Genomic DNA, 12359 nt, shown 5'->3' with positions numbered 1-12359 from the left:
CCCAGCCGGGCAGAGCCTCCACCAGCTGGGTCAGCTGGCGGATCAGCGGCCCGGAGAGGAGCGAGAGGCCGCCGCCGAAGAGCGCCAGCCCGACCAGCAGCACCAGCGCGATGGCCAGGCCCCGCCAGCGGACCAGGCGCTGGATGCCGTCGACGGCCGGGGTGACGATGAAGGCCAAAAGGGCGGAGAAGGCGATGACCAGGAGCGTCGTCAGGAAGTGGCTGAGCAGCCAGACGGCGATGCCCGCCAGCACGATCCCCAGCAGGATCGTGCCCAGGATGGCGGGATAGCGCTCCCACTCCAAGAGGCGCTCACCTCGCGAGGCGGCCCCGGCAGGCGCGGACCCGAGGGGCGCCCTTCAGCCCTGCGCGGGCCGGCCGGTACGTTGAACATACAGGGGCGGGGTGTCCCCGGCAAGGGAACGGAGCCTCCCGCCGGCGTCGGCGCGGTACTCGATGCCGCCCCAGCTGAGCCGCCTCTCACGCAGCGTCCGCGCCTCCACCAGCAGCATGGTGGCGTCCAGCAGCGGCACCGCCAGCGCCGCCGACAGCGGGCGCGCGCCGGCCAGGCGGGCCACCCAGGCCGAGAGCGCCATCTTGCCCAGCAGGTAGAGGCCGGCCCCGCCCAGCCAGCGCCGGTCCCGGACGCCCATCAGGGCCATGGGCAGGTAAGCGTAGTGGACCAGGTGGTGGACCGCCTGCAGCGGCGGCGGCAGCATGCGCCGGAAGATGAGCGCCCCGCGCGCCAGGAGGCTCTCCAGCTGCCGCCGGCTCTTGGCACCCACCGGCGAGACGGGCAGCGAGGCCAGCCGAAGCCGTCCGCCCGTCCGGCGGAGAAGCTGGCCGAGGCGGACGTCGTCGTTGACGTGGCGGCCGAAGGCGGGCACGCCGCCGATGGCCTCCAGCGTCTCCCGGCGCAGGGCGACGGCCGCGCCCGGGGCTCCGGCATCGACCAACCCGGCCCAGGGGAGCCACTCGGCCAGCACGGTGGCGTTCATGTGCGTCTGGTAGAGGAGCCCCCAGAGCCCCCGCGCGCCGCGGTGGAGGGGGACGGCGCTGACGGCCGCCACGCCGCTGCAGGGAGTGGCGAGCGGCTCCAAGAGCGCGCGCAGGAGGCCCGGCGAGGCGACCATGTCCGCGTCGGCCAGCACCAGCAGGCGCCCGCGCGCCGCGGCGACGCCGTGCAGGAGGTTGGAGCCCTTTCCCGTGTAGCCCGGCTCCACCGGTGCCACCACCGTCCGCACCAGCCGGCCAGGGTGGCGCCGCCGAATGGCCGGCAGCGCCTCGAGCAGGGGATCGTCGGGCGCCTGGAAGGCGAGGACGAACTCGACGCCCTCCGCCTCCTCCAGCTCCAGCCAGGACTCGACCCCGGCCAGCGCGGCCTCGCCGCCGCCGTGGACGGGCCGCACCACGCTGACCTCGGGCGGCTCCGCGTCCGGCGGCGAAGCGGGCTCCGAGGCCCGGCGCGCCTGCTCGGCGCGCAGGCGCCGGATCCTGGCCGTGGCGACCAGGCCGTGGGCGGCGAAGAGCGCCAGGCCCGCCGCGCCGAACAGCCAGGGAAGGGAGGGAGAGCGGGACACCGCCACCACCTCGCGCCCCGGGTGGGCCTCGGGGATAGAATGGCCGGTGTCAGAGTACCCGACGGGCCCGGGAGGTGGAAAGCCCTGGACGGATGGGAGCGGGCGCTGGCGGAGCTGGCCGACCTCCTGCGCTGGAATTCGGGCGAGAGGCCGCCTCGGCCGCCGCTCTCCCAGGAGGAGGCGGAGGGCATGGCCCGCGAGGTGATGGAGCGACTCCTGGCCATGCCGGACGAGCTCTACCCGAAGCAGGTGGGCCGCCGCGGGCTCCGCTTCATCCTGCACGAGGAGCCGGGCGACGGCGGGCCGAGCGTCGTCTGCACCATCTGGGACGGCGAGCGCTGGCGCGAACTGGGGAGCGTGGCCGTACCCGGGCGGAGCCTCCCGGGCGGAGAGAGGGGCGAGGCCTAGTGCTGGGCATCAGTCGGGCGACGCTGGCGGAGAGGCGGGAGAAGGCCCGGAGGGAGATGGGCAGGCGCGGGATCCGGGCGCTGGTGCTCTTCGGCCCGGGCCAGGTGCGCTACCTTTCCGACTTCGCCTTCATCGCCACCGAGCGGCCCATGGCCCTGATCCTGACCGAGGAGAAGAGCTGGCTCTTCGTCCCCCGCCTGGAGGTGGAGCATGCGGAGGCGAGCGCCTGGGTCGACGAGATCCTCGCCTACCCGGAATACCCGGACGAGGAGCACCCCATGCTCCACCTGGCCCGCCTGCTCCGCGACCGCGGGCTGGGCGAGGCGCGGCTGGGCGTGGACAGCGACGGCTACGCGGGCGGCTACGGTTATGCCGGTCCGCGCCTGAGCGAGGTGCTGCCCGACGCCGAGGTGGAGCGCGCAGGGGAGATCGTGGCCCGCCTCAGCCGCGTCAAGTCGGCCGACGAGATCGCCCTGATCCGAGAGAGCGTGCGCTGGGGCCATCTGGCCCACCGCTATCTCCAGGAGGCGGTCCGCCCGGGGCGGAACGAGACGGAGATCAGCCTGGAGGCCACCCGCCGGGCGACGCTGGCCATGATCCGGACCGTGGGTGAGCTCCTTCCGCCAGGTTCCGGGCCCGCCTTCGCCGGCTTCCGCGGCCAGGTGGGCAAGGGCTCCGCGCTGCCCCACGCCGTCACCACCCACGCCGTCATCCGGCCGGGCGACGTCCTCGTCACCGGCGCCTCGGCCAACGTGGGCGGCTACGGCAGCGAGCTGGAGCGGACGCTGGTGGTGGGGACGCCCACGCCGGAGCAGGAGCGCTATTTCCGCCTCATGCTGGAGGCGCAGGAGCTGGCCTTTGCCCAGATCCGGCCCGGTGTCACCTGCGCCCAGGTGGACGCCGAGGTGCGGCGCTTCTTCCGCGAGCAGGGGATTGAGGCCTACTGGCGGCACCATACGGGGCACGGCCTGGGTGCGGGGATGCACGAGGCACCCTTCCTGGACGTGGGCGACCCGACGGTGATCGAGGCGGGGATGGTCTTCAGCCTTGAGCCCGGCCTCTACGTGCCAGGCTTTGCGGGTTTTCGCCATTCGGATACCATCTTGGTTACCGAGCGCGGGGCCGAGTGGCTGACCTACTATCCCAGGGATCTTTCCTCGCTGACCGTGGAGCTCTGAGGCGGCGGGCGGGTCCGGGGAGGGGGGGACGGCCCGGGCCGCGGGCGGACGGGGGAGGCGAGGTGCGTGGAACCGAGCGAACGGCCGGTGCCGGCTTCGCCGGAGGCAGCCGAGGCCGAGGAGGTCATCCGGATGAAAGGATCCCGGCTGCGGGTCGACTTCGTGGCTGGTCGCGGCCAGCCGCTGGCGGAGGCGCTCAACGCCTGGCTGGCGCAGCACCCGGAGCAGGAGATCGTCCAGATGCGCTGGGAGCTGGGTGAGGCCGAGGAGGCGGGCGTCTTCATCGTCTACGAGCAGGAGCGGCGGGCGCGGAGCGTCGGTTTCGCGCGCGACCTGGGCTCCTGAGTGGAGCGGGCGCTTCACGGGGAGGAGAGTCGGAATGGCCGAGATCGAGGTGGACGTCGCCACCTTCGACCGGGAGGTACGCGAGTCGCAGCTGCCGGTGCTGGTCGACTTCTGGGCGGACTGGTGCGCGCCCTGCCGCATGCTGGCCCCCATCGTGGAGCAGCTGGCGGAGGAGTACGAGGGACGCCTGAAGGTGGCGCGCCTGGACGTGGACGCCAACCCCGAGCTGGCCACGGAGTTCGGCGTCATGAGCATCCCCACCCTGATGATCTTCAAGCGGGGCGAACCGGTAGAGCGCCTGGTCGGCTACCGGCCGAAGGATCAGCTGAAGCGGGCCATCGACAAGGTCCTGGAGTAGCGCGGTCGGGGCCGGCGGGCCCGGCCCGGATCTCAGCAATTTCACAGGTGCGATTCAGACCGGTCTCAGCGTCGCCGGGTAGAGTAGCCGTGGAGCGACCCTCCACGGAGGCGATGAACATGGTCACCTGCCCTCACTGCGGCAGCCGCGAGGTGGGCAAGGTGGGGCCTCGCCACTACTACTGCTGGGACTGCTGCGCGGAGTTCAACTGGCGCGGGGGCAAGCTGGACGTCTTTCTCCTGGACGCCGAGGGAGAGAAGCGGCCGCTCAAGCTCTCGGCGCTGCGTTTCCGGCCCCGCCCGCAGCCCGCGCTCTAGGTTCCCAGAGTGGAGTGGAGGGCGGAAAGGCTTTCCGGCTCCTCGCGACCCGGCGATGCTACCATGACCGGTGAGACCGACATGGTGGAAGCGGCCGGGGGAGGCGCCGGGGTGAAAGAGCGACTCCTCGTCGTCGACGACGACCCCAAGATCACGTCCATGTTGCGGCGGAACCTGACCCTGGAGGGGTACGAGGTCTCCATCGCCACCAGCGGCGAGGAGGCCCTGCGCCAGATCCGGGACGAGGTGCCGGACCTGGTGGTGCTGGACGTGATGATGCCGGGGGTGGACGGGATCGAGGTCTGCCGGCGACTGCGCTCGGCGGGCGAGTCGGTGCCCATCCTCATGCTGACCGCGCGCGACGAGGTCTCCGACCGGGTGCTGGGTCTGGACGCAGGGGCGGACGACTACCTGGTCAAGCCCTTCGCCTTCGACGAGCTGAGTGCCCGTATACGCGCGCTGCTGCGGCGGCGCCAGGGAGGGAGCGAGCGGGTGCTCCGCTTCGCCGACCTGACGGTCGACCTGGCGGCGCGCGAGGTGACGCGGGGCGGCAGAGCCATCCAGCTGACCGCCACCGAGTTCGAGCTGCTCACCTACTTCATGCGCCATCCGCGGCAGGTGCTCAGCCGCGAGAGCATCCTGGAGAACGTCTGGGGCTATGACTTCGGCGGCTCGTCCAACGTGCTGGAGGTCTACGTGGGCTATCTGCGGCAGAAGCTGGAGCAGGAGGGCGAGCCGCGGCTGATTCATACGGTTCGCGGTGCCGGGTATGTGCTGCGCGACTGAGCCGGTCCCCGTGGCGAGGACGGGTGAGGGCGGATGTCGGTCCGGCTGCGCCTGACACTCTGGTACAGCGGGGTCCTGGCCTTCACCCTGCTCCTGCTCGGGCTCCTCCTCTACACCACCATGTCCAGTCTGCTCCTGCGCGACGTGGACCGGAACCTGGCCACGCAGGCGTCCGGTATCCTGCGCTCCACCCAGATCCAGATCCTCGAGCCCTTCCACCAGATGGTGGTGCAGATCCCGCCGCTTAACACCTTTGCCACCGCCGGGCTCATGGTCCAGGTCTACGACCTGAACGGCGAGGTGCGCGCCCGCTCCGCCAATCTCGGCGGCCAGACGCTTCCCTTCCAGCCGCTGGACGGCGGGCAGGAGCCGCCCCAGAGGCCGGTTTTCGCCACCTACGGGGACGGACGGGGCGCGCTGCGCACCTACCAGGTGCCCATCGTGCTGGGAGACGGCAAGGTGGTGGGTGTGCTGGAGGTGGCGCAGCCGCTGCTCGGCCTGGCGGAGACGCTGGAGCGGCTCCGCTTCCTGCTGGTGGCGGGCTCGCTCCTGACCGTGCTGGCCGCGGGCGCGGTCGGCTGGCTCCTGGCCAGCCTGGCCCTCTCGCCCATCGACCGCATCACCCAGGCCGCCCGGGCCATCGGGCGCTCGCGGGACTTCTCCCGGCGGGTGGCCTACGAGGGTCCGCAGGACGAGATCGGCACGCTGGTGGGGACCTTCAACCAGATGTTGGAGGGGCTCCAGTCGGCCCACGACGCGCTGCGGCAGAGCTACGAGGCGCAGCGGCGCTTCCTGGCGGACGTCTCCCACGAGCTGCGCACGCCGCTGACGGTGGTGCGCGGGAACGTGGAGTACCTGCGTCGCGCCGGCGGCCTGACCGGCGACGAGGAGGCCGCCCTCCAGGACATCGGCGACGAGTCGGAGCGGATGTCGCGACTGGTCTCCGACCTGCTTCTCCTGGCCCGCGCCGACGCCGGCCAGCACCTGCGCCTGGAACCGGCAGAGCCGGTCACCATCCTGCGTTCGGCCCTCCGCCAGGCGCGCGTCTTCCGGCCGGGGGTGCAGATCGTGGGCGAGGGCCTGGAGAGCCTGGAGGGCGTGCGCATCCGCTGCCAGCCGGACTACTTCAAGGAGCTCTTCATGATCCTGCTGGACAATGCGGTCCGCCACAGCCCGCCCGGCGGGACGGTCCGCCTGGAGGCGCGCCGCGAGGAGGAGTGGCTGGAGCTGGCCGTGCGCGACCAGGGACCGGGTATCCCGCCGGAGGAGCAGGAGCGGATCTTCGAGCGCTTCTACCGCGGGCGGGCCGAGAACGGGCGCGCGCGGGACGGCACCGGCCTGGGGCTCTCCATCGCCCGCTGGATCGTCCAGGAGCACGGCGGCACCATCCGCGTGGAGAGCCGCGAAGGTCAGGGCGCCCGCTTCGTGGTGCGCGTGCCCCTCCTGGCCCCGGCCGACGGCGCGCGCGACCGGCTCGCCGCCCCCCCGGCCGTCCCCTCCGCCTGAAGGGGGCCGGAGGCCTCGCGCATCGCCCGTCCCGCGGGGCACTCCTCCAGGAGCGCGCAGGCTTCGCAGCGCGGGCGCCGCGCCGTGCAGACGCGCCGGCCGTGGAGGATGAGCCAGTGGTGGGCCGCCGACCAGAGGCGGCGCGGGATGCGCTCCTGAAGCTGGCGCTCGGTGGCCTCGGGCGTCCGCCCGTCGGCCAGGCCCAGCCGGTGTGAGACGCGGAAGACGTGGGTGTCGACGGCGATGGCCGGGAGGCCGAAGGCGTTGGCCAGGACGACGTTGGCCGTCTTGCGGCCGACGCCGGGCAGGCTGGTCAGCTCCTCCAGCGTGCGCGGGACGCGCCCGCCGTAGCGCTCCGCCAGGATGCAGGCGGTCTCCACCACGTGGCGGGCCTTGGAACGGTAGAGGCCGAGCTGGCGGATCTCCTCCGCCAGCGCCTCCGCACCCATGCGGCAGAGGTCCTCGGGCTCGTGCGGGCGGGCGAAGAGCCGCTCTGTCACCCGGTTGACGCCGGCGTCGGTCGACTGGGCGGAGAGCATGGTGGCCACGAGCAGCTCGAAGGGTGTCGACCAGCGGAGCGCCGTCCGCGCCTCCGGGTAGAGGGCGGCCAGCTTGGCGAGGATCCGCCGGACGCGCCGCCCCTCGGCGGCGCCGCCATCGCCGGCCCGCTCCGGGCCGGGGCGCCTCATCGCGCCAGCGCCCCCAGTGCCGGCACCTCCGCCAGGAAGGGGTGCGCCCGCACCGCCTCGGCCACCATGGCCCGGACCGCGCCCCGGATCTCCCACTGCGCCTCCGGCTTCCCGCGCAGCCGAGCCAGGTGGATCAGCTCGGCCAGGTCCATCTCCGCCAGCAGCCGGCGGCGCTCGGCGTTGAGCACCAGGTAGTGGGCGGCTGCCGGGTCGAAGGCGGCCAGCCTCCGGCGGGCCTCCCGGGCCCGCTCCAGCGCCGCCTCCAGCAGGCCGGCCAGGCCGGCCCGCTCCACCGCCGGCGGCAGCGTCCAGCCGCCGGCGCCGCCCGGCTGCCCCGGATAGAACTGGCAGCGGCGGTTGTGCCGCAGCAGCTGGTGCCAGGCGGCCTCCGAGAGCTCCACCTCGAAGCGGTAGGAGAGGGCGTGGAAGGGCGACGGCGGCTCGCTGTGCTCGTCGAGGCCGGCTGCCAGGCGGGCGAAGGCCGCTGCCGCCCGGTCCCCGGCCGGCGCCGCGCAGCGGAGCGCCCGTGCGAAGCGCTCCAGCGCCTCGGCGGCCGGAGGCGGCTCCAGCAGGCGGACGCGCGGCGCCTCCGGCGCCCCCGGGCTCGCGGGGGGCTCCCCGGCCGCCCAGCCGGCGGCGGCCGCCTCGCGCCAGGCCTCCCAGGCCGGGTCGGGCTCGGCGTGGCGAAGGAGCGTGGGCACCTCCTCCGCCGCGGCCGTACGCAGGGCTTCGGCCAGGCGCACCACCTCGGGGTAGGGGGAGGCCAGGAGGCGGCGGACGGCGTCGCGCAGGGCGCGGGCGTTGGCCGTCATGCCCAGCTGCGTGGCCGTCGCCAGAGGAAGCGCGAAGCGCGCGTCCTCGTAGGCCTGCCGCCGCCTGCGGCGCGCGTACGCCTCCTCGCTCTCGCCGGCCTCCGGCGGCATCTCGTCCCGAAGCGCCTCGGCCAGCCCTTCGAGGAGACGGCGGTAGAGCGCGTACAGGTCGGTGCAGGCCGCCTCGGCCACGGCCCGCCCCTCCTCGGGCAGGCCGGGCGGGAGAAGCCAGTCGCCCGGTCGCGGCTGCTGGTAGCGCTGGCTGTACTCGGTGAACGAGAGGAAGGGGTTGGAGAGCTCCAGCTCGGCCGAGGCCAGGCGCGAGATGCGCTCCACGCCCAGGTGGACCACCGCGTGCTCGGCCACCGAGGAGTGGCCGTAGCCGACGACCCACTTGGCGTGGAAGGCGGCCGCCTGTTCCGAGGCGCGGTCGAGGCGAAGCGGGCGGGCGCCGGCGTAGGCCTGCAGGTCCTCGCGCAGCAGCTTGAGCAGGTTCTCGCGGAAGGAGCGCGGGTTGCGGCTGGCGTAGGCGAAGAGGACCGCGATCACTTCCTCGGGCAGGCCGCGGATGGCGTAGACGGGCGCCTCCACGTCCGAGACGAAGGGCTCCAGAAGCCGCCGGTCCTGCTCCTCCATGGCGCCTCCCGTGGCGCCCCGCCTGCGGGCGGGGAAGTTGCGGATGGTGCCCCACGACTATACCACAGGCGGCGGCCCCGGTCCCCGGGCGCCGCCGCCTGCAGGCCGCCGCCGCTCAGACGTCGAAGTACAAATAGAACTCGTACGGGTGCGGGTGCTGGCGCACCGCGTCCACGTCCTGGCGGCGGTGCGACTCGATCCAGTCGGCCAGCAGTTCCTCGTCGAAGACGCCGCCGCGCAGAAGGAAGTCGTGATCCCGCTCCAGCGCGTCCAGCGCCTCCTCCAGCGAGCCGGGAACGCTGCGGATCCCCTTGCGCTCCTCGGGCGAGAGGGCGTAGACGTTCCGCTCCAGCGGGCCGAAGCCCAGCTCCGAGGGCTCCAGGCGGTTGAGGATGCCGTCGATGCCGGCCATCAGCATGGCCGCGAAGCTCAGGTAGGGGTTGCCCGTGGCGTCGGGCGGGCGGAACTCGATGCGCACCGACTCGGGCCGGTCGGAGCCGACCGGGACGCGCACGGCGGCGCTGCGGTTGGCGCGGCCGAAGACCAGGTTGACCGGCGCCTCGAAGCCGGGGATCAGGCGCCGGTAGGAGTTGGTGGTCGGGTTGGAGAGGGCCAGGATGGCGGGCGCGTGCAGGAGCAGGCCGCCCACGTAGTAGCGGCCCAGCTGGCTGAGCCGCGCGTAGCCGTCGGCGTCGTAGAAGAGCGGGCGCTCCTCGTCGAAGAGGCTCTGGTGCGTGTGCATCCCCGAGCCGTTGTCGCCGTAAAGCGGCTTCGGCATGAAGGTGGCCGTCTTGCCGTAGCGGAGCGCGGTGTTGCGGACCACGTACTTGTAGAGCTGGACGTTGTCGGCCGTCCGCGTCATCGTGTCGCGGCGGAAGTTGATCTCCGCCTGCCCCGCCGTCGCCACCTCGTGATGGTGGCGCTCCACCGGCAGCCCGGCCGCCTGCAGGTTGCGGACGATGGCGGTCCGCACGTCCTGCAGCCGGTCCAGCGGGGCTACCGGGAAGTAGCCCGTCTTGGGCCGGATGCGCGACCCCGAATCCGGCTCGCCCCGGTTCCACTCCGCCTCCTCGGAGTCGATGGCGTAGCCGGCAGAGCCCTGGTCGGCGTGGAAGCGGACCCGGTCGAAGAGGAAGAACTCCAGCTCGGGCCCCCAGTAGCTGGTGGTGGCGATCCCCGTGCTCTTCAGGAAGGCCTCGGCGCGCTGGGCGACGGCGCGGGGGTCGTGGCGAAATCGCGCCCCTCCCGGTTCGTAGACGTCGCAGCTGAGCACCAGCGTCGGGACCTCGGTGAAGGGGTCGAGGAAGGCGGTGGTGGGGTCGGGCACCATCACCATGTCGCTCTCCTCGATGGAGCGGAAGCCCGGGATGCTGGAGCCGTCAAAGGCGACCCCCGTGACGAAGAGCCTCTCGTCCAGCTGCTCCACCGGAAGCGTGATGTGATGCCAGCGCCCCGGCACGTCGGTCAGCCGCAGGTCGACCATCTCCACCCCGCTCCGGCGGGCCAGCTCCAGCACCTCCCCGGCCGTGGAGGGTCGGACGAAGAGGCGGGAGCCGACGGCCTCAGCCTCCACCCCCGGGGCGCGCTCGGCCAGGACGCGAGCGGCGCGCTTCGCTTCGGCCGTCTCCAAAGGGCCCACCTCCCTGCAACGGATACCCCAGTATAGGGGGAGGCGGAGGCAAGGTGCAAGTCAGGTTGTCAGGAAAACCTAACAATCTACCAAACATCAGGCGGGACGCCGGTGGAAAGGGAACGCAAGAGGCCCGCGGGGCATCCGCGGGCCTTCGGCATCCGTATGGGCGGGGCCGCACGGCGCGTCTAGCGCGGCTTGGGCGTGCTCCACTCGGTGCGCATCCGCTCCTCGTAAAGCCGCTTCGGATCCCGGTAGAGACACCGGTCGTAGGGGATGAAGATGCGACCCCATCCCGCCAGGAAAAGGAAGAGAAAGAGCAGCGGCAGGACGACGTACGAGAGGAACCATCCCAGCGTGGACAAGTCCATCCCTCCCGCGCGCCCGGACGGCGCGCACCGGATGCGCCGCACGTGGCCTCCTCTACGCTAGCAGAGGGGCGGGGGGCGATCAAGGCGAAGCTGAGAGGGGGGGCGCGCCGCCCCCCGCGGGGAGGGTCGACGATGCCCGTGGCGGAGTGGCTCTTCTGGTTCCTGGTACCCGTCGTCCCCCTGCTCCTGGCGCTCAACGCGCTGGTCCCGCTGGCCGGGCGCCTCCTCTCCCTCTGGCTGGAGCGGGCGCCCGGGCGACCGGCCGGCGCCGGGCCGGCCGGGAGAGGGGCCGACGGGGTTCAAGCCTAGGAGGGAGGGAGCGAAGTCGTTGCTTGGGGAGAGGCTGGACCGCTGGCTCGAGGGACATGAGGCGGAGATGCTCCGCTTCGCCCAGGAGCTGCTGCGCATCCCCAGCGTCAAGGCCGAGGGGAGGCCCGGCCAGCCCTTCGGGCCCGGCCCGGCGCAGGCGCTGGAGCGGGCGCTGGCCGAGGGGGAGCGCCTGGGCTTCGCGGTGCGCAACGTGGAAGGGTATGCGGGCCACGTCGAGGCGGGCGGGGGCGGGGAGCTGGTGGGCGTCCTCTGCCACCTGGACGTCGTTCCGGCGGGCGACGGCTGGAGCCGGCCGCCCTTCGGAGGCGAGGTGGCGGACGGCTTCCTGGTGGGGCGCGGGGCCGTGGACGACAAGGGACCCTCGGCCGCCGCGCTCTACGCCATGGCCGCCGTGGCGCGGGCGGAGCCGCGCTGGAGGCGCCGCCTGCGCCTCATCTTCGGCACCGACGAGGAGAGCGGCTGGGCCGACATGGACTTCTACCTGGCCCGCGAGGAGCGGCCGCAGCTGGGCTTCTCCCCGGACGCCGACTTCCCCATCGTCCACGCCGAGAAGGGCATCCTCACCTTCGACGCGGTGGCCCCCTTCCCGGCGGGTCCCGCGGACGGCGGCTCGGTGACCGAGCTGGAGGGCGGCAGCCGGCCCAACGTGGTGCCCGGCTCGGCCGTCGCCCGGGTCGGGCGCGGCTGGTCGCCCTCGCGACGCCCCTCCGCGGAACCCGGGACGGGGGTCGAGGCGACGGGGGAGGCGGGAGGCTGGCGCCTCCGCGCGCGGGGGCGGGCGGCCCACGGCAGCACGCCCGCCGAAGGGGTCAACGCGGTGGGCCTGCTCCTCGACGAGCTTCTGGCCGGCGACGGTCTCGACCCCCGCCAGCGGCCCCTTGTCGAGTCGCTCCGCGCCATGCTGGCCCCGGACGGCTCCGGGCTCGACGCGGCGGTGAGCGACCCCGTCTCGGGGGCGCTGACCGCCAACCTGGGCGTCGTCCGGCTGGAGGAAGGACGGCTTCGGGCCACCTTCAACCTCCGCTACCCGGTCAGCTTCCGCAAGGAGGAGCTGCTGGAGCGGATCGAGCGCCGCCTGGCCGGTGCCGGCTGGCGCATCGATCTCGTGGAGGACCAGCCGCCCCACCACGTGCCGGCCGACGCGCCCATCATCCGGCTCCTGGCCCGCGCCTACGAAGAGGTGACGGGCGAGCCCGCCACGCTCCTGGCCATCGGCGGGGGGACCTACGCCCGCCTCATCCCGGGCGGCGTCGCCTTCGGCCCTCTGCTGCCGGGCCGCCCGGAGCTGGCCCACCGGGCCGACGAGCGCATCGCCCTGGAGGATCTCCGCCGGGCCGCGCGCATCTGGGCGCGGGCCATGGCCTATCTGGCCTGCGAGTCGGACTGAGGCGCCCCGGGGAGGACGGGGCGGGGG

General features: G+C 73.5%; 14 protein-coding genes. 8 read left to right on the top strand and 6 right to left on the bottom strand.

Annotation, left to right across the window (positions count from 1 at the left end; all coding sequences use genetic code 11):
* Both K6U79_08840 and K6U79_08835 read right to left on the bottom strand, forming a co-directional pair.
* Positions 1-304 (bottom strand): AI-2E family transporter (locus K6U79_08840; protein MCL6522459.1); only part of this gene is annotated, 304 nt, incomplete at its 3' end.
* A gap of 54 nt (positions 305-358) precedes the next feature.
* On the bottom strand, positions 359-1579 hold the full coding sequence (locus tag K6U79_08835) for a glycosyltransferase (GenBank protein ID MCL6522458.1): 1221 nt from the start codon (positions 1577-1579) through the stop codon (positions 359-361).
* A gap of 92 nt (positions 1580-1671) precedes the next feature.
* On the opposite strand from K6U79_08835, the gene K6U79_08830 reads away from it, so the two are divergent.
* The 6 genes from K6U79_08830 to K6U79_08805 all read left to right on the top strand — a co-directional run bounded on the left by K6U79_08830 (position 1672) and on the right by K6U79_08805 (position 6477).
* Positions 1672-3165, top strand: a complete 1494-nt coding sequence (locus K6U79_08830) for a Xaa-Pro peptidase family protein (protein MCL6522457.1) — start codon at positions 1672-1674, stop codon at positions 3163-3165.
* Positions 3166-3297: 132 nt separating this feature from the next.
* Complete coding sequence (locus K6U79_08825; GenBank protein ID MCL6522456.1) at positions 3298-3510, top strand: hypothetical protein; 213 nt, start codon at positions 3298-3300, stop codon at positions 3508-3510.
* A 34-nt stretch (positions 3511-3544) separates the two neighbouring features.
* Positions 3545-3868: a thioredoxin gene (trxA, locus tag K6U79_08820; protein MCL6522455.1), complete on the top strand. Its 324-nt coding sequence runs from the start codon at positions 3545-3547 to the stop codon at positions 3866-3868.
* A gap of 119 nt (positions 3869-3987) precedes the next feature.
* Positions 3988-4185 (top strand): hypothetical protein, encoded by a 198-nt coding sequence (locus tag K6U79_08815; GenBank protein MCL6522454.1) that lies wholly within the window; start codon positions 3988-3990, stop codon positions 4183-4185.
* 111 nt (positions 4186-4296) lie between these two features.
* Positions 4297-4971: a response regulator transcription factor gene (locus tag K6U79_08810; GenBank protein MCL6522453.1), complete on the top strand. Its 675-nt coding sequence runs from the start codon at positions 4297-4299 to the stop codon at positions 4969-4971.
* Between the two features lie 33 nt (positions 4972-5004).
* A complete protein-coding gene (locus tag K6U79_08805; GenBank protein ID MCL6522452.1) occupies positions 5005-6477 on the top strand; it encodes a HAMP domain-containing histidine kinase in 1473 nt (490 codons plus the stop codon).
* On the opposite strand, the gene nth is transcribed toward K6U79_08805, so the two are convergent.
* The 4 genes from nth to K6U79_08785 form a co-directional block, all read right to left on the bottom strand.
* Complete coding sequence (gene nth / locus K6U79_08800; protein ID MCL6522451.1) at positions 6381-7166, bottom strand: endonuclease III; 786 nt, start codon at positions 7164-7166, stop codon at positions 6381-6383. The two genes, K6U79_08805 and nth, sit on opposite strands and share 97 nt — an antisense overlap.
* The gene (locus K6U79_08795) at positions 7163-8614 is read right to left on the bottom strand and encodes an FAD-dependent thymidylate synthase (protein ID MCL6522450.1); all 1452 of its coding nucleotides are present in this window, start codon (positions 8612-8614) and stop codon (positions 7163-7165) included. The genes nth and K6U79_08795 overlap by 4 nt, the downstream gene beginning before the upstream one ends.
* 115 nt (positions 8615-8729) lie before the next feature.
* Positions 8730-10097 (bottom strand): type I glutamate--ammonia ligase, encoded by a 1368-nt coding sequence (glnA, locus tag K6U79_08790; protein MCL6522449.1) that lies wholly within the window; start codon positions 10095-10097, stop codon positions 8730-8732.
* Between the two features lie 335 nt (positions 10098-10432).
* Positions 10433-10609, bottom strand: a complete 177-nt coding sequence (locus K6U79_08785; GenBank protein ID MCL6522448.1) for a hypothetical protein — start codon at positions 10607-10609, stop codon at positions 10433-10435.
* A gap of 138 nt (positions 10610-10747) precedes the next feature.
* On the opposite strand from K6U79_08785, the gene K6U79_08780 reads away from it, so the two are divergent.
* Both K6U79_08780 and K6U79_08775 read left to right on the top strand, forming a co-directional pair.
* Entirely contained in the window at positions 10748-10924 is a 177-nt protein-coding gene (locus K6U79_08780; protein MCL6522447.1) for a hypothetical protein, read from the top strand.
* Positions 10925-10943: 19 nt separating this feature from the next.
* Complete coding sequence (locus tag K6U79_08775; protein MCL6522446.1) at positions 10944-12332, top strand: Sapep family Mn(2+)-dependent dipeptidase; 1389 nt, start codon at positions 10944-10946, stop codon at positions 12330-12332.
* The last annotated feature ends 27 nt before the right edge of the window (positions 12333-12359 follow it).

It is taken from the genome of Bacillota bacterium, from assembly GCA_023511835.1.
Taxonomy (GTDB): domain Bacteria; phylum Bacillota; class Sulfobacillia; order JAIMAT01; family JAIMAT01; genus JAIMAT01.
Note: the sequence above shows the minus strand (reverse complement) of the source record. Positions and strands in the feature narration are given on the sequence as shown.